This is a genomic window from Thermofilum adornatum (genome assembly GCF_000446015.1).
GTDB classification, from domain to species: Archaea; Thermoproteota; Thermoprotei; order Thermofilales; family Thermofilaceae; genus Thermofilum; species Thermofilum adornatum.
Genome location: NC_022093.1, coordinates 1,245,852 through 1,270,394 on the forward strand (window position 1 = coordinate 1,245,852; position 24,543 = coordinate 1,270,394).

Consider the following 24,543-nt stretch of genomic DNA (forward strand, 5'->3'; position numbering starts at 1 on the left):
GATGGCCGGTCATTCAGGAAAAATCTTGAACAAAATCATTATTGCCGTGGGCGTCATCCTCTTGTTACTCTGGATAATTATCCCCACATTCTGGGCATTCAAGACAAGCATATCTGTACCAGAAGAAGCATGGAAACCAATCCCAACAAAAATCACGTTAGACAACTACCTCAGTCTATTCAATCCCTCCCTGGAGGCTATTCTTCGTGGCATGGGTCTCCGTGCGGCCTTACCAGACCCAATGATCGTATACGTGACAAATAGTTTAATTGTTTCTCTAACTGCATCTATTATAGGTGTTATTTTTGGGTCGCTTGCCGGCTACAATTTGGCTAGATTCAGCTATCGAGGCAAAAGGATAGTAATGTGGCTTGTACTTTTTGCGTATGTTTTTCCCGTATTTATCTTAATGGTACCCATCTTAGTCATGATGCGTTATCTTGGCCTGTACAATACTTTGCTAGGATTATCAATCGTTCACTTAGCGTATACCCTTCCATACTCAACTCTAATTATGAGAAGCTATTTCTCAGGTATACCAAGCGTTCTGGAAGAAGCAGCACTAATTGATGGATGCACAAGGCTAGAAGCATTGTGGCGTGTCGTTATTCCTGTAGCTATACCAGGCTTTGTAACGGCATTTATTTTCTCATTCACATTATCTTGGAATGATTTGCTCTTTGCCTTGATTTTACTAAATTCTAGTCACAAATATACCTTGCCAATAGCTACTACATTCTTCCTATGGGGTGGCGAAATAGTTGATCCAGGCGGTCTAGCTGCTACAGCAATTTTTGCTGGAATTGTACCCTCAGTACTTTACATGCTGGTTCAAAAATATGTAGTAGTAGGGCTAGTTAAAGGAGCAGTAAAAGCATAGTGAAATTTATGACAACCGTTGTTATTGATATTGGAACGACAAATATAAAGACAGGTATTTTTGACGATGACGGTCAACTGCTTGATCTACATTACGAAAGAGTAAACCTGGAGGTTGATGCCACGGGCAGGGCGGAGCAAGACCCTTACGATATATACTCGAAGGTGGTAGCATCCTTAAGACACGCTTCCAGAGTGACAGGTGGCGAAGCAGAAGCAATCTTCTTTACGTCGCAAATGCATAGTGCTATGCTTCTAGATAAAAATGGAGAACCGTTATCAAGGCTAATTACCTACTTAGATACACGTCTATCCCTGCATCTAGACGAGCTTAGTCTGAAGAATCATGATCTTTATCACGAGACGGGATGTCCACCACTTATCATTTATCCACTTCCAAAGATTATTTACTTAAAGAAAATACTTAAACCAGACACAAAACATAAAATCGCTGTTTCAGTCAAAGAATTTCCTCTTTTAAAACTTACAGGTCACTTGGTTGTTGACGCTTCAACAGCATCAGGTGCTCAAATGGTGGATATACATTCTTTGAAGTGGAGTGAACATGCGGTGAGCTTGGCTCAACTTTCAGAGGAAAATCTTCCGGAGCTTGTTATTGGTGAAAAAGAGTACCTTGAGCTGACGAGTGATGCCGCGTCACTTATAGGTTTTAAAAAAGGCACTCCCGTCTATCCTGGCGTTTCCGACGCTGGAGCACATAGCTTTGGAGTATTAGCGATCGAAGAAAATACACTTGCTTTAAATGTAGGTACAAGTGCTGCGATTCGATTAACAAAGCCTGAACCGCAAGTGGATAGATACGACATGAGATTTTTCAGTTATTATGCAGGAAACTCAAGATGGATAATTGGAGGAGCTATAAACAATGCGGGTATCGCAGTTGAATGGTTCCTAAAATCATTTGCTACAGCCGAAGAAATAGTTTCAGATACGGCTCGTATAGACAAATTCTCTTTGTTGGACGTAGAAGCACAGCTTTCGCCTCCAGGCGCCAATGGGCTAATATTTTTACCCTACTTGACCGGCGAAAGGTTTCCAATTCGTGATCCATACTTTAGAGGAGTTCTCTACGGAGCATCCCTATCAACCACTAGAAACGATGTTTTAAGAGCCATAATGGAAGGAGTAGCATTTACTCTCAAAATGATTTACAATGCCTTACAAGAAAACGGGTTGAATGCTTCAATTATCCATGGAGGAGGTGGCGGATTACGCATGAAAACATGGAGACAAATCTTCTCGGACATATTCGGCATACCGCTTCTAGTCGTTAGAGAAGACTACGAACCAACACTTATAGGAGGATGGTTACACTTCGCTTTAGCTAACGGTCTTATTAGCTATAAAGAAGCTCTTTACAGGTTTAAAGAAGTATTGCAGGACGGAGCTAACCCTGACCCCTTCACTAGTGAATTTTATTCAGAATACGTGAATTTATTTATAAAGCTTTATAACACTCTTAGGGACTATAGCAGAGAATTTCATAACTTTACAAAGAAACATGTAAAAGTTTTTTAAAAATACTTGGAAAAGATTGTTTTTATCTAAAAGATCTTAAATGCATTTTTCTCAAATATTTGATACCTGTTGAAGAAAATAAGCACAGGAAACAAGAATACCAGTTCTAGGAAAAGCTAGAAGGGTCTTATTGTCGTTGCAATTATGATTCCAATTAGTGCTAGGAATGCTATGTATGGGAATACAGCTATGTATGAGCCAAATATATCCTTTGCTTGCCCGGCAAGAAGATTTCCGAGGATTGCTCCCACGCCATAAGCCGTGAAGACTAATCCATAATTTCGAGCATAATCCTTCATACCGAAAAATCTTGCGGTAGACGCTGGTGCAATAGCTAGCCACCCTCCCAGGTTCATCCATAAAATCATAAATACAATGGCATAAAGCGTCAAAGAAGAAGGAAACATGGACATAAGTATCGACGACGTGAATATTAGTCCAAACGACAATATCGCAGTATTCCTGGGACCAATCTTGTCAGTCATCCAGCCAAATATAGGTCTACCCAGCCCATTAGAAACTGCAAACGGTATAACTAACAATGTAAGCATGGCAGAAGCCTCGCTGACTGGTATTCCAGCTCTCTGTGCAACCTCAAGGCCAACAAGCTTAGCTACGCCGATCGCCATAAGCCCCGCTAGGGTTCCAATAGTATAGCAAAGCCAAAGCCCAACAAAGGTTCTCGTCCTTATCATCTCGTGACGCATAAAGTCCCGGGGAGCGCCTTGATTTGCTTTAAGCGACGTTGCCGAATAAGATCCAGTATTTGAGGTTCTTCCTGGAGGCGGAAACTTCAGAGGAATAGCACACATGCAGATCCAGGCTATAAACAAAATTCCTAGGACTCTCAAAGCATTGAGAAATCCAATCGATGAAGAGAGAAAATCAATGAGTGGTCCAACAATGGCTGCGGACAATCCGAAACCTAACACCGTTAAGCCTACTGCTAGTCCACGCTTTTCTGGAAACCACTTTCCAGAAGTCACAATGGGGGCATTATATGCAATCCCCAGGCCAATTCCTACAATCACTCCATAAAAGAAAACAAGGGTTAAAACATCTCTAGCATAGGACGATGCGAACCAGCCGAGACCTACAAGTATTCCACCAATTATAACGATGAGTCTTGGACCATGTTTTTCAATATATTTCCCCATGAGGGGCATAGTTAACGAGAAAACAAATAAAGCTGTTATGAAAGGCAGTTGTGACTCTGTAGCACTGAGGCTTATGCCGTACAGTTCTTCAAAGGTGGTTTTGAAGTGCACTATAAGAATGCTGTATGCAAACACAGCCCCGAGAGCCAAGTTTATCAGCATCCCGCAGATCACTATTAGCCAGCGACTTTTCCCAGCTTTCCTGTCAAACTCAACTGTGTCTGTGACCATATAGGTAAGATTATGTATGTCGAAAATTTAAACAAAACTCGGCATTTGTAAACATCTAAAAGTTCTTAAAGCATAGTTTGGCCTCATATTTTCGATGCATGTGGACATAGGTAAGCTGAGGAAACTAGGAGAAGCAAAATCTTCAAGAATAATTGTTGCACTCGATGATTTGCCTGGAGGAGTGTCTCCCCAGAGTATTGATATCTTTCTAGAAGAAATAGCGAAGTACGTTGTGGGCATAAAGATTGGGTTGCCCCTTGTGCTCGCTATGGATATTTCGGACGTGGCTGAACTTATAGGTAGGTTTAAGGGAGACTTCTACTTCTTGGCTGACTTCAAGCTTGCAGATATACCTAGCATAGTTAAGAAAGAACTAAGTCTAATCGAGAGAAACGGCTTTGACGGTGCGATTTTGCACCTTTTCCCATTGGGGCTCGAAGAAGTTTTAAATGACAAAGACAATATTAGCCTAGACGTCTTTGGTTTGGTAGCTATGAGTCACCCAGAGGCCAGGTTGCTAGATCAACATTTTGGGGATCTTTTGGAGTATTCTACAAGGCTGAGTCTTAGTGGCGTAGTTTTGCCTGCGACTAAGCCAGAGCTTATACAGAAGGCGCGCAAGTATCTGCCCCCCAGATACACGATTATTTCGCCTGGAATCGGAGCGCAGGGCGCAGAGCCTGGAACAGCCTTAAAACATGGGGCCGACTTTGAAATCGTGGGGAGGATGCTGACAATGAGTAGGGATCCTCGCGATGTCGCTGAAAAAATAGTGGAGGAGCAGAGGAGGTGGCTAAGGTGATAGAGGAAATACTCTGGCAGATAGGGGCTGTCAAGACAGGGGAATTCAGGCTTACCTCTGGAAAGATTAGCAACATATACGTTGACCTGAGAAAGCTACCATCGTATCCCGAGGCTTTCCGGAGGGTTGTCCAACTCATGACGGAAAAAGCTAGACAATATTCGTTTGACTACGTGTGTGGAATAGCTGTGGGAGGTCTTCCCCTAGCCACAGCTATAGCCTACGAAATGTCTAAGCCTCTCATCTACGCCAGGCGAGAAAAGAAGACACATGGAACAATGAAACAGCTCGAGGGAGACTATGTCAAAGGCTCAAAGATACTCTTGATAGACGACGTTGCGACCACGGGCGGGACACTAATAGACATCATTGGTCTACTTCGGGGCGAGGGACTAGAAGTTATAAAAGCCCTAGTAGTTGTCGATAGAGGAGAAGGTGCAAGGGAAGCTCTCCAAAACATAGGCGTCTCTCTCGACAGTCTAACCACCCTTGAAAGCATACTTAGAGCGAAAAAGTAGCTAAGAGAAAAACTTATAAACCAAAGAAAAGTTTTCTGGAGCGGGCATTTGGTTCCAAGCCCAAATACACATGTAGGTTTCAACCCATTCTATAGGAGAGACGTGTTGTCCATCCTCGATTTTAAAAAGGAAGAGCTCGAGTATTTGTTCCAAGAAGCAGAGAATATTCTCAGAGACCCTACAAAATATAGGGACGTTTTAAGGGGCAAAATACTGGCGACAGCATTCTTCGAGCCAAGCACTAGGACCCGCCTCAGCTTCCAGTCTGCGATCCTGAGGCTTGGAGGAAGCTACCTGGATCTAGGAGAACTAGAAAAAAGCTCGATAGCCAAGGGAGAAAACATTGCAGACACGATAAGGATGCTCGACTCATATGCAGATATAATTGTTATTAGACACAAGCTGGAGGGAGCCGCCAAATTCGCCGCAGAAATAGCAGAAAACCCAGTAATAAACGCGGGCGACGGCAGAAAGCATCATCCAACCCAGGCAATGCTCGACATGTTCACTGTGAGAAGGCTGAAGAACAGGATAGATGGCTTGACATATGGAGTACTTGGAGACCTAAAGTATGGGAGGGCCGCGGCAAGCTTTATCCTTGCCCTCTCAATATTCAGCCCCAAGAAAATATATCTGATTTCTCCAGGGCTTTTACGGGCCCGTGAAGACGTTACAAGCATCCTTAGGGAGAGGGGTATAAGCTTTGAAGAAGTTGAAAACCCAAGCGAAGTTATTGGAGAGCTAGACGTCCTGTATGTGACGAGGATTCAGCGTGAACGTTTTCCAGACCCCTCTGAATACGAAAAGGTGAAGGGGAGCTATATCGTGGACTTAAAGCTTCTCAGAAATGCCAAGGAAGACCTAATAGTCCTCCACCCATTGCCCAGGGTAGACGAAATAGCCCTGGAAGTTGACGGCACCAGGTATGCCAAATACTTCGAGCAGGCCCGATTAGGGGTACCCCTTCGAATGGCTCTGTTGAAGCTTGTTCTCGAGGGGTGAGATAAATGAGTGAAGAGTTACTCGTGAGGAAAATTAGGGACGGAACAGTTATAGACCACATACCTGCGGGTAGGGCACTGGACGTACTAAAGATTCTTGGACTCAGCGGCAAAGAGGGGTCAACTATAGCCATAGTAATGAACGTCCCGAGCAAAAAGCTGGGAAGAAAAGACATTGTTAAGGTTGAGGGCAAGTTTCTCGAGCCAAAAGAAGTAGACGAGATCGCGCTTATAGCGCCCACAGCGACTATAAACATAGTGAAGGACTTCAGGGTTTTAGAAAAGAGGAGAGTCCAAGTTCCAGGGGAAATAAAAGGTTTGCTTAGGTGTCCAAACCCCAACTGCGTCACAAATACCAAGAGAGAGCCCATAGAGACAAGGTTCAAACTCGTATCCATTGCTCCGCTCAAGCTAAAATGCTACTACTGCGAAGACATAGTAACAGAGGAACAAGTCATACAGCAATTAGTAAGAGAATAGTAAGGTCGAAGAACAACATGCATGAAGAACCAGACTTCTTTATTTTGGGAAAAGCCTACATCACGGGAAGAGTTGTAAACGCCGCCATCGGCATTTCAGGCGAAAAAATAGTTTCGCTCACATCTCCTGGCAATATTCCGCCATCAGCGCGTAGACGTGAATACGGGGATGGCTTCCTCGTGGTGCCAGGAATGGTGGATATCCATGTCCACATGCGGGAGCCAGGCCTCGAGTACAAAGAGGACTGGAGAACAGGCTCAATGGCCGCTGTGAAGGGAGGCGTAACATTTGTAGCCGACATGCCAAACAACAAGCCTCCAGCAAACAACTGTAACATTTTACGCGAGAAGCTTGAAAGGGCAAAAAGGAAATCAATTGTAGACTATGCCTTCTATGCGGGTTTTAACATTAGACCCGAAGAACTCTCGAAATGCAAGGACCTCTACATAGGTGGAAAAATCTATCCAGAAGACCTGTACAGCCCAATTGTAGAGGAATTTGCCAGGCTCATCGCTTCTCAAAATAAAATACTTGTTGTCCATGCAGAAGACCCAATACTTTTAAAACCCGACGCCAAAATCCTGCATAGTATAGCAAGGCCGCCAGAGGCAGAGAAGAGCGCCGTAAAGAAAACACTAGAATTAGCGTTGCAGACAGGTGCTAGGACACATATTACACATATCTCTCTCGCCGACTCAATAATCGAAATCCTAAAAGCAAAACTCGCCGGTCATCCAGTGACTCTCGACACAGCTCCACACTACTTCCTGCTTAACGATTCTCTTTATACAACCTCGAGAAAAAACATCGCCAAAGTAAATCCTCCACTCAGAAGCGAAAAAGATAGGCAGACACTCTACATCGCTGTAAATAAAATGCTCGTAGACGCCATTGTAACCGACCATGCGCCACACCTTCTCGAAGAAAAGCTCGGGGAAGATCCTCCTTCAGGCTTCCCTGGCCTCGAGGTGGCTTTACACCTGTTACTCCGAGAAATTCTTGAAGGGAGAATGCCTATCCAAGTCTTAGACCTCTATAGTTTTCGGCCTGCGTCGCTTCTAGGGATAAACAAGGGATGCATCAGCATTGGGTGTGACGCAGACCTCGTAGTGCTTAGAAAAGAGAGCTGGGAAATAAGGCCGGATGAGTTTGTCTCAAAGGCTAAATATTCTCCCTTTGAGGGGGCCGTCTTAAGGACAAAGACGCATGCAGTTTTCCTGAGGGGAAGAACAGTCTATGAAGAGGGTGAGTTCTACGAGGATGTCAGGGGCAAATTTTACCCACTAGAAGCTCCAACAAGCTACGAAACACTGCAGGACAGGTGATTAGCTTGCCATATCGGGTAGCCACAGTAGAAGAAGTTAGAAATCTTACGAGAGACATAAAGATGTATACCCTAAGCATCAACGAGACTTTCAATAGCGACCCAGGACAATACGTAATGGTCTGGGTTCCGGGAGTTGGAGAGATACCTATAAGCTTGTCACTTGTAGATGGGGAAACTTTTTGTCTGGTTATCGCTAGGAAGGGAAAAGTAACAAGCTATATCCACGAGAATATAAAAGAAGGGGATAAACTGTATCTTAGGGGTCCATACGGCAATGGCTTCAAGCTACAAGGTGGAAAAGCACTGATTGTAGGCGGAGGCTATGGCGTTGCACCTCTCTTATTCCTGGCACGAGAACTAGCAAGACGATACGTGAGGTCCGACGTTGTATTGGGTTTCCGTTCAAAGGAGCATGCAATATTGATTTCAGAATTTGAGGAATATGCTGACAGACTAGTAGTATCCACAGACGATGGAAGCCTCGGAGTCAGGGGCACAGCGGTAGACGTGGCGAGACAGCTAGTAGATAGAAACATCTACGCCACGCTATACACCTGTGGAAAAGAACAAATGATGTACAAACTAGTAGAGCTCGCCTTAAACAGAGGCATAAAAACTCAAGCCTCGCTTGAAAGACTAATAAAATGTGGCATAGGCATATGTGGCTCCTGCGTCTTAGAGCCATTGGGACTTAGGGTATGCAGAGACGGGCCAGTCTTCGATGGAGAAACGCTGCTAAAAACTGTGGATTTCGGGAGGTTTTGGCATGACTCAACAGGTAAGCCAATCCCAATAGAAGAGGTGAAATGATGAGTAGCGAGCCAAGCCTCTCTGTAGACCTGGGCGTCTTAAAATTGAGGAATCCCATAATTATTGCTTCAGGCGTACTCGGGGTAAGCATCGGGCTAATGAAGAGGGCAGAAGAAGCAGGCGCGGCAGCAATAACCTCTAAAACAACGACGCTTGAACCACGGAAAGGACACGAGAACCCCGTAGTCTACGAGCTTGAATACGGCTTGCTGAACTCCATGGGTCTCCCAAACCCAGGCGCAGAGGAGATGGGCAAGATACTCGAAGAGGCAAAGAGAATAATCAACGTCCCGATAATCGCGAGCTTTGGCGCCTCGACTCCAGAAGAGGCGCTCAAGATAGCTGAACACCTTAAACACGCAGACGCCCTCGAGCTCAATGCAAGTTGTCCACACGTAAAGGGTCTAGGAGCAGACCTAATGTCGGATCCTAAAGCAATTCACGACATTATCTCAGAGGTCAAGGCGTCGGGCTACAAGATATTCCTTAAGCTGAGTGCGCACGGCGATTACCTGTATATAGCTAGAAAGGCCTACGACGCGGGCGTAGACGGATTTACAGCGATAAATACTCTAAAAGCTATGGCTATAGACATAAACGCCAAGAAGCCTGTACTTGGAGGAAAAGTTGGGGGGCTTTCTGGCAAAGCAATCCATCCCATAGCAGTGAGGATAGTGTACGAGCTTCGCCGAGAATTCCCAGACGTGCCGATCATAGGCACAGGTGGCGTCGAGACGTGGCAGGACGCAGTTGAGCTCTTACTTGCAGGCGCAAAGGCAATTGGCATAGGCACAGTGCTCAAAAAAGGCTTCCATGCAATAGGCCAGCTTCTTGATGGAATAAAGGAATACCTAGCTATGAATGGCTACAGAGATATCAACGAAATAACGGGTCTAGCCCACAAGTGACGAGAACTAGGAAAGTCTCTACAATAAGCCTTGCCATTCTTTGAGGAATCTATCTATAAACTCCAACATGTAGCGGTGCCTTTCTTCAGCGATCTTTTTCGCAGGCTCCGTGTTCAGTGTGTCCTTTATCTTGAGAAGCTTCTCGTAGAAATGATTTATAACGGTCTCAGAGTAACCGTCATATTCGGGCTTCGGCGGCTTCTCCGGGTCCCAGAAAGGTGTGTTCATCCAGCCTCCCCTAGCGAAGGCCCTCGCTATGCCGATAGCTCCAATTGCGTCAAGCCTATCTGCGTCCTGCAGTATCTGTGCCTCTATGGTTCGCGGCTTTTCACCTTTCCTAAACCTGTGTACACTTATACAGTAGGCAACTTCATCTATTTTTTCTTTGGGAAAATTCAATTTTTCAAGAATCTCTCTCGCTATTTTCGCTCCCTCATACGCGTGATCCTCTATATGTCCTTCGTCCTCCAAGTGTCGAGCAACGTCGTGTAGTATCGTTGCTATCTTTAGAACTTCTAGGTCGACACTGCCCGGAAGCTCACGGGCAATCCGCATGGCAAGGTTGTAGACCCTTTCCACGTGGGAGAAATCGTGGTGCGAAGACCTATAATGCTTCATGGCTTCGTCCAGTATTTTCTTAAGCATTACATCCCGCGACGCATCTCTCCTAAGCTCACTATAGGCACTATTCACGTGACGTTTCCCCAACCAAATAGCTTATATCTTTGTCTCCAACAACAAGGCTATGCCGACCAAGTTCGTATTCGTGACTGGTGGAGTCGTTAGTGGCCTGGGCAAAGGAGCTGTAGCGGCCAGTATCGGCAAGATAATGCAGTTCCGCGGATACAAGGTTGACATGATAAAGATAGACCCATACCTGAACGTCGACCCTGGCACACTTAACCCAATCGAACACGGCGAAGTATTTGTATGCGAAGACGTCTGGGAGTTCGAGCCCGCACCCGGCTACAAGTTCAGGATAGCCGAGATCGACCAGGACTTCGGGACCTATGAGCGTTTCCTCGACATAAATATGCACCCCTCAAACAACATCACGAGTGGACAGGTTTACCTAAGCGTTATTCTAAAGGAGAGGATAGGGGAATATCTTGGGAAAACCATACAGGTGATCCCACACATAACAGGCGAAATCAAGCGCAGGATAAGGCAGGTAGCAGAAAGGAGCAAGCCCGATGTTCTGATAGTAGAAATAGGAGGCACCGTAGGGGACATAGAGGCAATGCCCTTCTTGGAAGCCATAAGGCAGTTTAGGCTCGAGAACCCCCCTGGACATACAGCCCTGGTTCACGTCACGCTGGTTCCATACCTATCCAGTATTGGGCAACTAAAGACAAAGCCTACACAGCACAGCATAAAGGAGCTACAGAGCATGGGCCTCCAGCCAGACATAGTCATCGCGAGAGCAGACAGAGAACTCCCAGAGGACGTAAAAGAAAAAATAGCCCTCTACTCAAACATCCCGTGGGAAGCTGTTTTCTCGGATCCAGACCTCGAAACAGTATACAAGTTACCCATCATACTTGAAAAGCAGGGACTGGGAACATACCTCACAAAGATACTAGGCTTGGAGAACAACATTCAACTACAAGAATATGACAAGTGGCAAAGCATAGTAGAAAAATTTGTCTCAGCTAAAGGGGAAGTCGTCATAGCGATGCCTGGAAAATACACAATGATACAGGACAGCTATATCAGCATAAACGAGGCCCTAAGCCACGCAGGGGCACATCTAGGAGTAAAGGTGAAGAGGATATTTATTGAGGCTGAAGACCTAGAAGAAAAACCCGAAAAAGTCGAGTCTCTCATCGAGAACGCTGACGGTATACTGCTAACCCCAGGCTTTGGAAAAAGAGGAGTAGAGGGAATGATCCAAGCAGCGCGTTACGCAATCGAAAACTCAAAGCCATTCCTTGGAATATGCTTTGGAGCCCAGCTACTATTCATTGCGTTTATGAGATACAAGGCAGGCTTGCGAGAGGCCAACTCTACCGAGATAGACCCCAATACTCCTCACCCAGTCGTAGACCTTCTGCCAGAACAGAAGTCCCTACAGTGGTTCGGGGGGACGATGAGGCTTGGAGCGCATCCTGTAAAGGTAATCCCTGGCACAAGGCTCTACGAGGCATATAAACAGGAGGTCATCTACGAAAGGTTCAGGCACCGCTACCATATCAATACAAAGTACCGTGAAATAGCTGAAAACCACGGCCTAGTAATATCCTCGACAGACCTTTCGGGAAACATTATCAACTCGATAGAGGTCAAAGGCGACTCTTGGATAGTTGGAGTCCAGTTCCACCCAGAATTCAAGAGCAGGCCAAACAGGCCTTCGCCGATTTACCTAGAATTTATCAAGGCAGTAACTCTCGAAAAGAAGAACTAAGCCAGAGCCAGGCTGTATTGTCCCTACACTGCTGACATACCTAGATGGTTTATAAATGTTTTTGTTAATAAAATAATGTTTGGGAAAATTTTTATATAGAGATAAAGGCCAAAATATTACGAGAGGTGCAAAGTCTTGGCTAAAGTTGTAGTCAAGGATCTCGTGAAAACTTTTGGAAAAGTCGTAGCTGTCAACAAGGTATCGTTTGAGGCGAGAGACGGAGAGTTCCTTGTCCTGCTGGGTCCAAGCGGCTGTGGAAAAACTACCACGCTCAGAATGGTTGCAGGCCTTGAAACACCTGACGAGGGCGAAATATACATTGGCGACAAGCTGGTAAATGATCTTCCCCCGAAAGACAGAGACGTTGCGATGGTTTTCCAGAACTACGCTCTCTACCCACACATGAAGGTCTATGATAACATTGCTTTCCCCCTTAGGATTAGGAAACTGCCAAAAGAAGAAATAGATAAAAGGGTACGAGAAGTTGCAAAACTTCTCCGCATAGAAGAACTGCTTGACAGGTATCCCAGGCAACTCAGCGGTGGCCAACAGCAGAGAGTCGCCCTGGGGAGGGCGCTCGTGAGACAGCCACAGGTCTTCTTGATGGACGAGCCGTTAAGCAACCTCGACGCAAAGCTTAGAGTATACATGCGTGCAGAACTCAAGAGACTTCAGAGGGAACTAGGCATAACAACTATCTATGTGACACACGACCAGGCAGAAGCAATGACAATGGCAGATAGAGTGGCAGTCATGAATGAGGGAAAAATTATGCAGCTAGCTGAGCCAGCCGAACTCTACTTTAAGCCAGCCAACACTTTTGTCGCAGGCTTCATAGGCGCGCCAGCCATGAACTTTATCAATGCATCGCTCTCAATAAAGGGTGACGAGGCATACCTAGATACTGGAGTATTCAAGGTTAAGCTTCCAAAGGATCTGTCAGAAATAATGATAAAATCAGGCGCCCCCTCAGAAGTCATATTCGGAATACGCCCCGAACACATAATCGTGGATAAAAAGCCGTTCCAAGACAGCTATCAAGTAGAAGTCTTCGTAACAGAGCCCCTGGGCTCAGAGACAATAATTGACTTCAAGCATGGAGACTCAATATTGAAAGCTAAATATCCCGGCCACTTCGAAGCTACTCCCGGAGAAAAAATCTACATAGGCTTCCAGTACCAGCACATACACATCTTCGACAAAGCAACTGGAAACGCAATAATATAAAAAAGGAAACTTGTTATTTTTGCAAAGCTATTTTGCCTCGTCCTCGAAATCAAAGCTTCCTTTTCCGTAGCCTTTAACGGTAACCTCGACTACGACTTTATGCTTGCCTGGCGAAAAGTTGCCGGGCACAATTATTTCGACGTCTGTCCCAACGGGAATCTCAAAAGTGTTTGTCTCGGACACGTCTGAAGACTTAATCGTCTTGTCGCCGACCTTTATTGTTATCTGGCTCGGGTCAATATCCACCCCGTCTATTTTTAGCCTCAAAGGCTCGTTTACCGTGGCAGTTGCAAGGTTATTCCTAAGCTTAAACGAGAGTGCACCTCCCTCGATTTTCATGCTTCCCTTGACATAGAGCCTTCTCAAAAGGGCTTTCGGAAGATAGGCCATTGTAACCAAAAATATTTGTAAACTAAAAAATTTATACTTTTCCATGAATCAATAATTATGCCTGGGAAAAACTTTCTACTAACGGGTCACAGGGGGGCACCAGTCCTCGAGCCAGAAAACACTCTGCCCTCGTTCCTGAAAGCCGTCGAGTGTAGCGCCACAGGGATTGAGTTCGACGTTAGAATAACTAAGGACGGTATACCAGTTATTTCCCACGACGACGAGCTAGAAAGAACACTAGGCACAAACCAAAAAATCAGCGAGACCACATATCCAGAGCTTCTACGCCTCAGCATACAGGGCAAAGCAAAGATACCGACACTACGCGAAGTTCTCGCACTGGCAAAGGGAAGGCTCAGCATAGACATAGAGCTGAAGGTGACAGGGGCAGAAAGAGAAGTCGTGGACGCCCTACGGGAACTCGAGATGATCGACGATGCAATCGTTACATCCTTCATCCCAGAGGCAATTAGACGCGTGAAAAACCTCGAGCCAAGACTGAGTATTGGAGTGTTACTGGAGGAATGGGACGACGAGTACCTAGAAATAGCGAGAAACCTGGGGGCAGAAGCCATACTCCCCTACTACGAGATTCTCGACAAAGACTTGGTATCAAAGATAAAGTCAAATGGCTACAAGATTATCACGTGGACGGTAGACGACCCCAGCATAGCCCAGAAACTCTTAGACATGGGCATCGAGGGCGTAATAACAAACAATCCGTGCGCTCTAAGACACATACTTCACAAGAAGAGTCCATGAAAATGTCAAAATTTTTCCCAGCCAAATATCTCAGTATCTCTTCTTAGCCTTAATCTACACCTTTGCCCTGAGCGTCTAGTCCACGCCTAGCACCATAGAAATCCTAGAGCTAAAAACAAGCATTGGCACTATACAGAGCGGCGTTTTTCTCCAGAGGAAAAACCGGACATTTTATCCAGGGGAAGAAATTTCAGTGAGGATAACTCTAAAAGCAAAAACACCTAGCCAGACAAACAACGTAATAACCCTGAGTGTCTACTTGGCAAATCCACTCGGCATAGTAATCTTTGACGACTCAAAGAACTTAACTCTTACCCAGACAGGAATCGTTGAGGCCTTCGAAGCAATTTTTACATATAGTCTTCCAGAGACAGCCCTAAGAGGCTACTACCAGGTTTACGTCCAAGCATCAGCCGCGGGCACCAGCAGAAAGACTCAAGACTCATTCTTTTATAACGGCTATGTCGACCGAGAAAACATAGTCGAACTCAACTGGACCCTCAAGCTGACAGGGCAAGGAGAAGTAAAAGAGCTCAAGATCGCTCTTCCCTGGATCTTAGACCTAGAGCAACCAGTAGGCCCCATAATCTCGCCGAAACCGAGCAAAATAGAAGTAGACCCCTACGGAAACAGGTACGCTGTTTATCAAAACATAAAAGTAACAAATACCCCCTTTACTTTGAAATTTAGGCTGGTAGCGCTACAGGAGATAAAAATCATCAATGAGAGCATACCTCTTAGCGCCCTAAAAAGTCTCCCCGACGAGGTAAAGCCTTTTCTCAAACCGTCCCCTTACATAGAGAGTGATTCCCCCGAGATAGCCGCAATAGCCTCAAGTATGCTTCAAGGAACAACAACTATTAACTTTTCCAATGTCGGAAAAAACCTTAATAAGTCTTTTATGTCCATTAAGTTGGGATGACGACCAACCGGAAGGCTTGCGGAGGCATGAAGAGTGCGGCCGTAGCTGACTTCTCGCATTAATATTTCCCTGTAAAAGAGAAAAATTATATACTTTTACTGGTCATCGAAAAGTGTGAAGGTTCTAGTAACAGGTGGAGCAGGATTCATTGGTAGCTTCTTAGCCGAAAAGCTCCTACAAAAAGGCTTCGAAGTAAAGATTCTCGATAATTTTTCCACTGGTACTTTAAAGAACCTATCTCACATTCAAGACCAAGTCGAAATAGTCAGAGGAGACATAAGGAGTCCACAAGACCTAGAAAAGGCAATAAATGGAGTAGACGCAGTCTTCCATTTTGCGGCTAACCCAGAGGTCAGGATTGGCGACCCAGGAGAACACTTCGAACACAACATCCTTGCAACTTATCTCTTGCTAGAGACCATGAGAAAGAAAAATGTAAAAGATATTGTTTTTGCCTCGTCGAGCACTGTCTATGGCGATGCACAAAAGCTACCAACGCCAGAGGACAGCGCTTTAAAGCCTATCTCTGTCTATGGCGCATCCAAGCTTGCATGCGAGTCACTAATTTCGTCCTATGCACACACTTACGGGTTCAAGGGCGTGGCTCTCCGCTATGCAAACGTTGTGGGTCCCCGGGCCACAAGAGGGGTCATTAAAGACTTTATCCTTAAGCTCAAGGCTAACCCGAGGGAGCTCGAGATACTTGGGGACGGGACACAGACAAAGAGCTATATCTGGATAGACGACGCAGTCGATGCTACTATTTTCGCTTGGGAGAGAACCATCGAAGGCTTCGAACCTTACAACGTTGGTAGTATAGATGCAATTTCCGTCAAAGAAGTCGCAGACATAGTGGTAGAGGTTATGGGCCTCAGGGACGTGAGCTATAGGTTTACAGGCGGAGTAATGGGTGGGAGAGGCTGGGTGGGAGACGTTAAGTACATGCACCTAGACATAGCGAAGCTACTGAGAATGGGCTGGAGTCCAAAGTATTCCAGCAGGGAAGCCGTGAGAAAAGCGGCAATGAGCCTTGTAAGAGAAATAGGCACTAAATAAGCCCTACCTGCTTGGTTGCTGTGGAGCATCTTCATTTGCAAATTCCTTGAAAGCCCTATGAAGGAAAACAAGTTTCTCTTTGTCAAGCAAGCCCTCATGCTTAAACATCCTCGTGATTTTTCCATTTTCCCTAATCATGAAGAAGACCGTTGGAGAGATGTGGACATCGAATACTTCAAAAAGCTTTTTCGCGTATTCAGACGTACATAGCTTTGCGAACCAGTCGCAGAGAACAACGATTGGGGTGGGTCTAGGTGGGTCTAGGGATTCTACGAAGCTGAACCATTCTTGGTCGAATTTCCTGCATGCGGGGCAACTTGAATTGTCGAAGTATATCACGTAGTATCCGTTCTCCTTGAATGGCAGTTTCTCTTCTAGCCTCCAAGTTTTTTTCTCGAAATCATACACGTATACGCCGTTGGGGCAAGATGGTCCAGGCTTGCATTCTTTTTCCGCAGACACATCTACAGAAAAACTTCTATGCTTTTAAAAATTCTGATGGAAAGATTCACATCAAATATTCGTAAACATTTGCAACAGTGGCTGATAGAACGTATTGGCAACGGTGCTCTTTAATAAAAAGTCTAGGGCTATGAATACAAGAGACCAGAAGAGGAGCCTCTTAACATCCTTCTCAACGGTAAACCTGTGTTGAAAGATAATTATGTGGCTGAGCCTCGACAAGGCAACTCCCAAAAGAACATAGCCCACAACACGTAGCAAGGCATAAATCTGCCATGAGAGCAAGACGACGCAGAGAAGATGTTCAGGCTTTGCATGTAGTATCAAGACCCCCACGTAATAATTCATGTAGTTTAGCAGGACGGCTCCAAGGAAAAGTCCAAGCAAACCTACACTTGCAAGGGATAAAGCCGTAAAGACAGCAATTTCTCTAATCTTTGGTATCATAAAAAGGGAAGGGTCACCCTCGGGTCCCCTCCCAGTTCTTATCCATTCAAACATCTCGGAAACGTAGGCCTCGCCATTTATAATGCGGCCAGAGACTAGGCTTCTCTGAGAGATAGTGGCAAAAATTATAGCCAATGACACGGCTATAGCCCACAGGAACACGAGTAACGCGGCATATCTTAGTTTGCCTCCTCTAATCGCTTTAAAATAGAAAGGATACACCGCTAAAAGCTGGACAACCGGCAACAAAAATGGACTTATGCCTGCCAACACCAGGCCAAGAAACGTTGCAAAAAGACCAGCCGAAAAAACTGTAGCTGTCTCTTCAATGGCTGAATGGGACACCATACATACTCCTTGGTAGTTCCAACTTTTATTTTTATTTCTCGACAAGGGGCGAAAAAAATTAATAAAGTTAAAAAGAATTTCTTATGAGAGACTAATGCAGGTTGTAATCGTAAAAGAGCTATCTAAAAAGTTTGGAGAGTTCTACGCACTTAAAAATGTCTCCTTCGAAGTAGAAGAGGGAGAAATATTTGGACTAATAGGCCCCAACGGTGCAGGCAAGACAACCACTTTCCGAATCCTGTCAGGTCTAATTCCTCCCACATCGGGGCACGTAGAAATCATGGGCGAGAAGCCTGGATCCCCAAGGCTAAAGAGAGTAGTCACATATCTCCCAGAAGACGCAGGAACATATAGAAACCTGACTGGCTACGAATTCCTAAAGCTGATCTCAGAGATATATTTCGGCAAGACACGCGAGGCAGAGGAGGCTTTGGAGCTCGGCTTAAAGATAGCTTCTCTCGGCGACAAGATCCACGAGAAAATGAAAAACTATAGCAAGGGTATGAAGCGCAGGATACAGGTAGCAAGAACCCTTATGGTTAAGCCTAGACTAGCCATACTTGACGAGCCGACGGCTGGACTCGACGTGATACATTCAAAAGAGATCAGGGAAACCATACTTAGTTTCTCACGCGAATTCGGCACAACAGTCTTAGTCTCGAGCCACAACATGCTCGAAGTCGAGAATCTATGCGGGAAAATCGCAATGATAAACAAGGGAAGCATTGTTCTAACAGGCAGTGTAAAAGAGCTCCTCGAAGAGAGAGGAGCTAAAAACCTGGAAGAACTATTCTTTATGGTCACGAAGCAAGGTGAAGCCGCATGATCCGCGCGCTAGTTCTCAAGGAGGTAAAGGATCTCCTAAGGGATCCAAGAATTCTCCTACCCTTTATCCTTTCGGCCGTTGCTATGCCCGTCATTGCCCTAGTGATCTTGTTACCAATGCAGTCAGCGGTTCAGCAAGCAATCTCTGGCACAAAGACTGTAGCGGTTCTCGACCTAGACAAGACGACATACAGCCAAGGACTCATAAGATACCTAGAAAACAATGGAATACAAGTAATTGGAGTTACCGGAGACCCTCAACAAAAACTACAAGAAATAGCCAACAGCCTCGCAAAACAGAAAATTAGTGTTCTACTAGTAATCAACAGAGGCTTTGGCGCACAAATAGCCGAGAAAAAACCGGCAAAAATACAGCTCATCAGCATTATCGAAGAACTGTCGATGTTTTCAGGCATCGAGATAACCCCCATCCAGCAACTTGTAAATGACTACATTCTCAGTCTCCTTATCAATGGAACAAACCTCACCTTAGAACTTGTAAAAAACCCTGTGAACGTCACATCAGTGACTTATCTTTCCTCAAAGAACTTACTATTCCCCTATGGTCCAGCCTTCATGGTTAGTTTTTCCCTCTCAGCGCTCTTTGTGCCGCTCATCGTAATGGGCATAGCAATGACAGTAATGCAGATGTCTGCAACATCCATGGCCGTTGAAAACGAGGAAAGAACACTCGAGACACTTTTAACCCTACCAGTTTCAAGCACACAGATACTTGTATCAAAGCTTCTAGGAATGTTTATAGTCTCGCTCGTGGGCACAGTTTTCGAAGTCATCGGCCTTGTTCTCTATTTCGGCATACTGTCCTACGCCTTCAGCCTTCCAACGCCCAATGCACAGACCCTCGTAAGTATGCCGACAAGTCTCTCAGAGGTGGTGCCAGCAAGTGGTATACCTCTTCTAGCACTGAGCCTAATCCTATCACTATTCTTCTACGCCTCAATTGGAGTAATAGTCGGGGCCCTAAGCAGAGACGTGAGGATAGCAAATACACTCATGAGCCCCATAGGCATAATATTCATTGTACCGGCTTACCTCATCGTCTTTGCACCCTCTAGCTTCTATGGGCCAGCCGTTAGAGCCCTCCTCTACATACTTCCCATAACCCAGCCAACCATAATGGCCAGAGACATGATAGCTTCACAACTACCACCCGAAACACCAGTCTACCTCTTAGCGTCTTTGCTCTTCTCACTTATACTAATCTATGTAACAGGAAAATTCTTCTCGCTGGAAACTCTATCGACATTACAGTACAGAGTCGAGGAACTAGCTTCAAGGATAAAAAGAAAGAAAGAGAGGCACTCCATCGATACGGATTAGATAATTGTATCCTCTATTCTCGTCGGTTTTTCACTTGGTAGCACATATTTTTTGTTTGAGGCAAATCTCCAGAAGCGCCACATGTATGTCTCTTCTTTTCCAGGAGGGCACACGAGTTCAGAGAGGGGGACGCTAGCCTTCACGCCTCCGATTGTTGCTAGTAATGCAGCCTTTCTGGGTCCAGTGTATTGTCCAACTATAATTGCACGATTATTGTCGATTATAACGAAATGGGTTCCGGGAATTCTCGCGGCTAGACGCGAAGCTACATGCGATCTCCACCCCTCCAAGTAAAAAACTTCTATTGGTCTCTCAGGATCAGGAAAGTAGGGGTACCCGTAGTTGCCAGTCCACAGCGGCAAAATGTGTCTTTGGATATGTAGCGTCAAGGCCTGTGGAGAAATAGGCTTAAGCGAGGGGTCTTCTTTTCGCGCGTCTTCATAGGCAGTCTTGAACCTTTTAAATGGAGAATTCATTTTATGTGTCAGAATCGCCCAGTCAACCTTGTCGGGGACACGTAAAAAGGGCTCCTCCTCTGGAAGCTCCATCAAATCCATAATGCCAGGGTAGTCCTGTGGTTTGAAACCGTATCCTGCCTTGACAAGTAGCTTGTCTGGGACCCAAAAAGAAAACTCTAAACCCTTAACAACATAGAGAGGTTTTAGCGTGTTCAGGAATCCTTCGAGAAAATTATTGCTTGCAAGCCCGACGACAAGATATAGTTTGCTCAAACCCTCAAGTGGAAAAATTTTAAGGACAAAGGGTGGAGGCTCGGCCGGGACTTTCTCAGTGAAAACACCTATTACTTTTAAGCCTATCTTGTGGAAACTTATACTCCACCTGAGCCTCCACTTGGCAGTGTCTCCATAGAGGAGTTTCTTCGCTTTATCTCTTCTTATACCAGTCAAGCGGCTAAGCGACTCCAGGCTTCTTGCGAATCGGAAGGCTGTAAACAGTTCAACTGTGGCTTCGTCAACCAATCTATGCACCCATGGAGCGCAGTGCCTCCTCGATACCGCTCCGAATAAAAGATACGGCGAGTACAGCTAGAAATAGTGAGAAGATTCTCGAGACCACTAGCACAGTGTTCTTTCCAGCTTTCCCAAGTAGTATACTACTATTCGCAAGTATTATGTAGCCGGCAATGGTGTTGAGTAGGATGCTTAAAAGTGTAGGAACTAGTCCAAAGGTATTATTCAGGTACATGACCATGTAGATGCTACCGGGTCCAGCGAGCAGGGGTGTAGCCATGGGGACAATAGCCAGGTCCTCGCTTCTCAGCATTTCTGCCTCTATCTTTCCAAAAATGCCCTCGATCCCTATAATGAATAGTATGATTCCTCCAGCAATCTTAAAATCCGCTACAGATACATTGTAATAGGCAAAAAACGGATAGCCAAATAACGTGAAAAATACGAGTAAAGCAGACGCCACGAGAACGGACTTTAAGAAGACCTTATTGCGTTCAGAAGCTTTCATCCCGGAGGTCAACGAGTAAAATATTGGAATGTTTCCAATAGAGTCAAGAACAATAAAAAGCATAATGAATGCATCCCAGACATCTTTTAGGGCTAAAACCATAGGTAATCAATGACTGCGAACTTTAAAAATCTTTAGAGACCCATGTCTCTAGACGCTGTCTATTCCAAGCTTCTTTGAGACCTCAGCCAAGCTGAAAGACTCCTGGGATCTTACCCAGGCCTCCTCCACGTAGAACTTCAGAGCCAGCCTCAATGCGTCCCGGTCAACTTCTATAACTTCTTCTTCTGATCTAAAGAAGTTGACAAGGCTAAGGGCAGAGGCTAGCTGTAGAGCTCTGCGCTCAAGCCTCATGGAGAAAGGAAGGACTTGGACTTCTCCTAGTTGTTCAAATATGGCTTCGCGTGCCCGCTCTAGCTGGTCTAGCTCCTTTTCTGTCAGGAGAACCTTTTTCTTCCCTAGTCCCCCGCGAGTTTTGATCCCCGTAGAGACGGCGTAAACCAGCGTCACGTGGTCCCGTATGAATGGTGCAACTTCCGCCATTTTTCTAGCAGAAATCCCAAGCATGAGCCTCCTCTGGCTCTCGGCAAGCTCGCGGTACTTGTCCTTCGTAAGCCTGTGTAAACGGCAGAGCATCCTGTCCTCTATCGCGTTGAAGTTAGGATCATTGACAGTTACCTCGTAGCCACGTTCATAGACACGTGTATTATAGTTCACGCTAAAAAACGAGCTAAACCTGTATGGACCAACCCGGTAAGTCTTTGTCTCATACACAATGGTTCCCCCCTCCATCGCAAGCTTCAGCGGTTCGACCATACCCCTATATTTGAACCAGTCATTAAACTCCGTGATGATGAAGTTGAAGCGTCTCCCCTCATACGCCTCTCCAATAGAGATAAACATAGAAGGAGTCATACCGCCGCAGTACCGATTTATCCCAGGGATGCCGTGTGGTGGGACGCCCAGCTTATCGTTGCCCAGAATAAAGTCCTTCGTGGCAAATGTCTTGCCAGTCCCAGGCTCCCCGAAAAGAGCCAAATTGAAGCCAGTAGTCAGAGCCCTGTGTCCCTCCTTTGTTACAACCTCTACGTCTGCGAGAGAGTACTGCTGGGTCAAGGTTAAGAGCTCGTCAAAGAATACCACAGGTCCAAATAAATCTACCAAGTAGTTTCTCAGAGAAGAGACAGAAAACTTCTCAGCAAAATCAAGCACAGCGTCAAGCCTATCGGAAAACATCTTTTCTATGTATGCCCTAAGCTCCTCCTCCATCCTCAAGACCATGAGGAATTCCTCCTCAGCCTGCTTAGTGCTAAACCTCCTCAGCCCCGCCGACTCATAGCTCGAGAGAACGCTCTGAACAATAGGCCTTATCTCTTCAGGCATTTTCCAAAGCTTTTCCCCGTCCTCCTCAGTTTCCCAGACAAGTCTCCACTTATCCCTTAGCTCAGCCAAAAGGTGGGTAGGGTATATCTTCTCGTTAGAAAGCTCTGATGCACGCGCCGAGATATAGCTAAAGGAAGCCTCCCCAGCCTCAACAAGGCTCTTCAAGACAGCATACGCTTTAAATCCATGAACCCTTATCGCCTCCTTAACGGCCTCTTCCACACTACTACTGGAATCTTTCAGTAAAAGCTCTCCTCCTTCAACGGTATAATACCTCCCACGGAAATCATAGAGGGACCTGTAAGGAGAATAAGAGAAAAGCTTCTTCAAGTCTTCGTCAGAAATGACCCGAGCCAGCTCCTCGATTGTTTTCGGTTGCTCGAAAACGCTTAGTCCAAGTGTCTCCTTTAAAACCTTGACCTTAAAGGGATTCGGCGGAGGGCCCTCCAGCTGGGGCAAAAACCTCTTTAGCAGGATAACTCTCTCTGAGATTTTGTCTCCATTGATACCTCCCGCGTTCGCCATTCCTGGACTCAAAGATAAAAAATCGTAAAACTACTATTTTTTCTTTGCGTAGAACAATGTTTTGTCTGGCATTTACCCAAAAACTTTATTTCGCTGGGCTAATAATATTACTCTAGAAGAAATGGTAAATAAACTCTCTAGAGGGAAACTCCTGGCTGTCTTGTTTTGCCTATCTTTGATTGTCTTCTACCTGATTTTCCTTCACTATATCTCTCCCTCGCGAGAAGCAGTACAGAGTCCTGAATCAACAAACACGGTAACAAGCCCAAGCAAAGTGGGAAACACAGATGAAGCCGACAAGTATATTTCTCTACTCGAGATGATACTAAATGATTGTAGAATAGACTTCCAGAAAAGGCTCCCCGAACTATCTGTTATTCTCAAGTATAGATTCGCTATAGCGATAATAGTAGAGTCTCCATTTGGAGATGTTCTGGTCCCAGCCAATAGCTCAAAGTTGCTTGTACACGTGGAAAAAACAAATGGGTCCACTTTTCTCGTTGAGTTTACGCTGAAATTTGACGAAGCCGTGTTGCTGGAAAACCACTCTATGGTTCTTCTTCCGCAAAGCATATCCACACGTAAAGCAATCCTACAATATGTTCCAGGAAAAGGCTACTATCTTCCAAATGGAAAATATCTAGGCAACTTCTTTCCAATGTTTGAGGTGGAAAATCTCCAAGCAAGCTTTATATATGCTAAAAAAGGCGAATGGCCCACACTGGACAACGATTTAAAGACACTACGTCTTGAAAAAGTCGATACCGTCATCGCCGACCTCAAAAACAAGATCATTGTAAGCCGGCTTGGAAACACTTCCACTATATTGTCGCCAGCAAACGAGACGCTTGGATCCAGAATAGTGGCTTACTTAGAAAATATAAGCAAAACATCTCTGCCAGTTAGAAGGCTTACATCATGTCCATCAATCTACGCTGTAGAGCACTATCAATCAAGCGAGGCGCCAGTCATGCTCCTAACAATAAATTTGCCAACAGGGATACCAACATTCCTCTATAGTACCGGATGCCCCAGAATTATTCCCTCTACTAAAGTCACGTGGAACAACCAGGAACAAGACTACTACCTTCATAGCCCACTTGCTTGCCTCCTTGGCATACGTTCATTGGACTTTGCAGTTGAGCTGGAAAATATTTATCCATGAGGCAATTTAATTTTTTAAAGAGTACCTGTTTTCTTGCAGGTTTTAACTATCTTTTTTGCATTGAAAAGTTTACTTACTTTGTGAGTGGAATATTCTTTACAAACATGTAGTTTTTGAAATAATTGTAACATTTTTAGTAACTATGTTATAAAGCC

General features: G+C 45.3%; 25 protein-coding genes. 17 read left to right on the forward strand and 8 right to left on the reverse strand.

The features are described 5' to 3' along the window. The first annotated feature begins 1 nt into the window (after position 1). Together N186_RS06750 and N186_RS06755 are read left to right on the forward strand one after the other, a co-directional pair. Positions 2-880, forward strand: coding sequence for a carbohydrate ABC transporter permease (locus N186_RS06750; RefSeq protein WP_020963037.1), 879 nt, complete (start codon positions 2-4; stop codon positions 878-880). An 8-nt stretch (positions 881-888) separates the two neighbouring features. Then, positions 889-2,418 carry a gluconokinase gene (locus N186_RS06755; protein ID WP_148682124.1) on the forward strand — a complete coding sequence of 510 codons (1,530 nt, stop codon included), beginning with the start codon at positions 889-891 and terminating at the stop codon, positions 2,416-2,418. Positions 2,419-2,534: 116 nt separating this feature from the next. On the opposite strand, the gene N186_RS06760 is transcribed toward N186_RS06755, so the two are convergent. Then, positions 2,535-3,806, reverse strand: a complete 1,272-nt coding sequence (locus N186_RS06760; RefSeq protein WP_020963039.1) for an L-lactate MFS transporter — start codon at positions 3,804-3,806, stop codon at positions 2,535-2,537. A gap of 94 nt (positions 3,807-3,900) precedes the next feature. On the opposite strand from N186_RS06760, the gene N186_RS06765 reads away from it, so the two are divergent. Genes N186_RS06765 through N186_RS06795 form a run of 7 tightly spaced genes read left to right on the forward strand, consistent with a single transcriptional unit; the run spans position 3,901 to position 9,652 of the window. Beyond that, entirely contained in the window at positions 3,901-4,608 is a 708-nt protein-coding gene (locus N186_RS06765; protein WP_020963040.1) for an orotidine 5'-phosphate decarboxylase / HUMPS family protein, read from the forward strand. Beyond that, positions 4,596-5,126, forward strand: coding sequence for an orotate phosphoribosyltransferase (gene pyrE, locus N186_RS06770; RefSeq protein WP_148682125.1), 531 nt, complete (start codon positions 4,596-4,598; stop codon positions 5,124-5,126). Before N186_RS06765 ends, pyrE begins: the two co-directional genes overlap by 13 nt. A 48-nt stretch (positions 5,127-5,174) precedes the next feature. After that, a complete protein-coding gene (gene pyrB, locus N186_RS06775) occupies positions 5,175-6,128 on the forward strand; it encodes an aspartate carbamoyltransferase (RefSeq protein ID WP_020963042.1) in 954 nt (317 codons plus the stop codon). Positions 6,129-6,133: 5 nt separating this feature from the next. Beyond that, entirely contained in the window at positions 6,134-6,607 is a 474-nt protein-coding gene (gene pyrI / locus N186_RS06780) for an aspartate carbamoyltransferase regulatory subunit (protein WP_020963043.1), read from the forward strand. Positions 6,608-6,624: 17 nt separating this feature from the next. Further along, a complete protein-coding gene (locus N186_RS06785) occupies positions 6,625-7,932 on the forward strand; it encodes a dihydroorotase (RefSeq protein WP_020963044.1) in 1,308 nt (435 codons plus the stop codon). 5 nt (positions 7,933-7,937) lie between these two features. Further along, positions 7,938-8,744 carry a dihydroorotate dehydrogenase electron transfer subunit gene (locus N186_RS06790; protein ID WP_148682127.1) on the forward strand — a complete coding sequence of 269 codons (807 nt, stop codon included), beginning with the start codon at positions 7,938-7,940 and terminating at the stop codon, positions 8,742-8,744. Further along, entirely contained in the window at positions 8,744-9,652 is a 909-nt protein-coding gene (locus N186_RS06795; protein ID WP_020963046.1) for a dihydroorotate dehydrogenase, read from the forward strand. The genes N186_RS06790 and N186_RS06795 overlap by 1 nt, the downstream gene beginning before the upstream one ends. 18 nt (positions 9,653-9,670) lie before the next feature. Here the strand turns inward: N186_RS06795 and N186_RS06800 are convergent, their stop codons facing one another. Continuing rightward, on the reverse strand, positions 9,671-10,345 hold the full coding sequence (locus N186_RS06800) for an HD domain-containing protein (protein WP_020963047.1): 675 nt from the start codon (positions 10,343-10,345) through the stop codon (positions 9,671-9,673). A gap of 52 nt (positions 10,346-10,397) precedes the next feature. Here N186_RS06800 and N186_RS06805 point away from each other — a divergent pair, with 52 nt between their 5' ends. Both N186_RS06805 and N186_RS06810 read left to right on the forward strand, forming a co-directional pair. Continuing rightward, complete coding sequence (locus N186_RS06805) at positions 10,398-12,056, forward strand: CTP synthase (protein ID WP_020963048.1); 1,659 nt, start codon at positions 10,398-10,400, stop codon at positions 12,054-12,056. Positions 12,057-12,191: 135 nt separating this feature from the next. Beyond that, positions 12,192-13,283: an ABC transporter ATP-binding protein gene (locus N186_RS06810; RefSeq protein WP_020963049.1), complete on the forward strand. Its 1,092-nt coding sequence runs from the start codon at positions 12,192-12,194 to the stop codon at positions 13,281-13,283. 27 nt (positions 13,284-13,310) lie between these two features. Here the strand turns inward: N186_RS06810 and N186_RS06815 are convergent, their stop codons facing one another. Beyond that, a complete protein-coding gene (locus N186_RS06815) occupies positions 13,311-13,673 on the reverse strand; it encodes a DUF6379 domain-containing protein (RefSeq protein WP_020963050.1) in 363 nt (120 codons plus the stop codon). A gap of 57 nt (positions 13,674-13,730) precedes the next feature. On the opposite strand from N186_RS06815, the gene N186_RS06820 reads away from it, so the two are divergent. From N186_RS06820 to N186_RS06830, 3 genes are all read left to right on the forward strand, one after another. After that, positions 13,731-14,435 carry a glycerophosphodiester phosphodiesterase gene (locus tag N186_RS06820; protein ID WP_020963051.1) on the forward strand — a complete coding sequence of 235 codons (705 nt, stop codon included), beginning with the start codon at positions 13,731-13,733 and terminating at the stop codon, positions 14,433-14,435. Between the two features lie 193 nt (positions 14,436-14,628). Next, the gene (locus N186_RS06825) at positions 14,629-15,357 is read left to right on the forward strand and encodes a hypothetical protein (protein WP_020963052.1); all 729 of its coding nucleotides are present in this window, start codon (positions 14,629-14,631) and stop codon (positions 15,355-15,357) included. Between the two features lie 114 nt (positions 15,358-15,471). Then, positions 15,472-16,413 carry an NAD-dependent epimerase/dehydratase family protein gene (locus N186_RS06830; RefSeq protein WP_020963053.1) on the forward strand — a complete coding sequence of 314 codons (942 nt, stop codon included), beginning with the start codon at positions 15,472-15,474 and terminating at the stop codon, positions 16,411-16,413. A 3-nt stretch (positions 16,414-16,416) separates the two neighbouring features. Here N186_RS06830 and N186_RS06835 read toward each other — a convergent pair whose 3' ends face one another. Beyond that, complete coding sequence (locus tag N186_RS06835; protein ID WP_020963054.1) at positions 16,417-16,875, reverse strand: hypothetical protein; 459 nt, start codon at positions 16,873-16,875, stop codon at positions 16,417-16,419. A 51-nt stretch (positions 16,876-16,926) separates the two neighbouring features. Next, on the reverse strand, positions 16,927-17,670 hold the full coding sequence (locus N186_RS06840) for a hypothetical protein (protein WP_020963055.1): 744 nt from the start codon (positions 17,668-17,670) through the stop codon (positions 16,927-16,929). 94 nt (positions 17,671-17,764) lie between these two features. On the opposite strand from N186_RS06840, the gene N186_RS06845 reads away from it, so the two are divergent. Both N186_RS06845 and N186_RS06850 read left to right on the forward strand, forming a co-directional pair. Continuing rightward, positions 17,765-18,496 (forward strand): ABC transporter ATP-binding protein, encoded by a 732-nt coding sequence (locus N186_RS06845; RefSeq protein WP_020963056.1) that lies wholly within the window; start codon positions 17,765-17,767, stop codon positions 18,494-18,496. Beyond that, positions 18,493-19,836 carry an ABC transporter permease gene (locus tag N186_RS06850; RefSeq protein WP_020963057.1) on the forward strand — a complete coding sequence of 448 codons (1,344 nt, stop codon included), beginning with the start codon at positions 18,493-18,495 and terminating at the stop codon, positions 19,834-19,836. Before N186_RS06845 ends, N186_RS06850 begins: the two co-directional genes overlap by 4 nt. On the opposite strand, the gene N186_RS06855 is transcribed toward N186_RS06850, so the two are convergent. The 3 genes from N186_RS06855 to N186_RS06865 are packed head-to-tail and all read right to left on the reverse strand — an operon-like array spanning position 19,833 to position 23,223. Continuing rightward, positions 19,833-20,816, reverse strand: coding sequence for a hypothetical protein (locus N186_RS06855; RefSeq protein ID WP_148682129.1), 984 nt, complete (start codon positions 20,814-20,816; stop codon positions 19,833-19,835). The two genes, N186_RS06850 and N186_RS06855, sit on opposite strands and share 4 nt — an antisense overlap. Position 20,817: 1 nt before the next feature. After that, entirely contained in the window at positions 20,818-21,417 is a 600-nt protein-coding gene (locus N186_RS06860; protein WP_020963059.1) for a MarC family protein, read from the reverse strand. A 48-nt stretch (positions 21,418-21,465) separates the two neighbouring features. Then, positions 21,466-23,223: a hypothetical protein gene (locus tag N186_RS06865; RefSeq protein WP_020963060.1), complete on the reverse strand. Its 1,758-nt coding sequence runs from the start codon at positions 23,221-23,223 to the stop codon at positions 21,466-21,468. Positions 23,224-23,344: 121 nt separating this feature from the next. Here N186_RS06865 and N186_RS06870 point away from each other — a divergent pair, with 121 nt between their 5' ends. Next, positions 23,345-24,388, forward strand: coding sequence for a hypothetical protein (locus N186_RS06870; protein WP_020963061.1), 1,044 nt, complete (start codon positions 23,345-23,347; stop codon positions 24,386-24,388). The last annotated feature ends 155 nt before the right edge of the window (positions 24,389-24,543 follow it).

Excerpts from the sequence above, each read along its gene's own strand:
- N186_RS06865 (WP_020963060.1), bottom strand. The coding sequence starts at position 23,223 with ATGGCGAACGCGGGAGGTATCAATGGAGACAAAATCTCAGAGAGAGTT.
- N186_RS06845 (WP_020963056.1), top strand. The coding sequence starts at position 17,765 with ATGCAGGTTGTAATCGTAAAAGAGCTATCTAAAAAGTTTGGAGAGTTC.
- N186_RS06815 (WP_020963050.1), bottom strand. The coding sequence starts at position 13,673 with ATGGCCTATCTTCCGAAAGCCCTTTTGAGAAGGCTCTATGTCAAGGGA.
- N186_RS06805 (WP_020963048.1), top strand. The coding sequence starts at position 10,398 with ATGCCGACCAAGTTCGTATTCGTGACTGGTGGAGTCGTTAGTGGCCTG.
- N186_RS06750 (WP_020963037.1), top strand. The coding sequence starts at position 2 with ATGGCCGGTCATTCAGGAAAAATCTTGAACAAAATCATTATTGCCGTG.
- pyrI (WP_020963043.1), top strand. The coding sequence starts at position 6,134 with ATGAGTGAAGAGTTACTCGTGAGGAAAATTAGGGACGGAACAGTTATA.
- N186_RS06820 (WP_020963051.1), top strand. The coding sequence starts at position 13,731 with ATGCCTGGGAAAAACTTTCTACTAACGGGTCACAGGGGGGCACCAGTC.
- N186_RS06760 (WP_020963039.1), bottom strand. The coding sequence starts at position 3,806 with ATGGTCACAGACACAGTTGAGTTTGACAGGAAAGCTGGGAAAAGTCGC.
- N186_RS06860 (WP_020963059.1), bottom strand. The coding sequence starts at position 21,417 with ATGGTTTTAGCCCTAAAAGATGTCTGGGATGCATTCATTATGCTTTTT.
- N186_RS06785 (WP_020963044.1), top strand. The coding sequence starts at position 6,625 with ATGCATGAAGAACCAGACTTCTTTATTTTGGGAAAAGCCTACATCACG.
- N186_RS06850 (WP_020963057.1), top strand. The coding sequence starts at position 18,493 with ATGATCCGCGCGCTAGTTCTCAAGGAGGTAAAGGATCTCCTAAGGGAT.
- N186_RS06765 (WP_020963040.1), top strand. The coding sequence starts at position 3,901 with ATGCATGTGGACATAGGTAAGCTGAGGAAACTAGGAGAAGCAAAATCT.
- N186_RS06870 (WP_020963061.1), top strand. The coding sequence starts at position 23,345 with ATGGTAAATAAACTCTCTAGAGGGAAACTCCTGGCTGTCTTGTTTTGC.
- N186_RS06755 (WP_148682124.1), top strand. The coding sequence starts at position 889 with ATGACAACCGTTGTTATTGATATTGGAACGACAAATATAAAGACAGGT.
- N186_RS06840 (WP_020963055.1), bottom strand. The coding sequence starts at position 17,670 with ATGGTGTCCCATTCAGCCATTGAAGAGACAGCTACAGTTTTTTCGGCT.
- N186_RS06795 (WP_020963046.1), top strand. The coding sequence starts at position 8,744 with ATGAGTAGCGAGCCAAGCCTCTCTGTAGACCTGGGCGTCTTAAAATTG.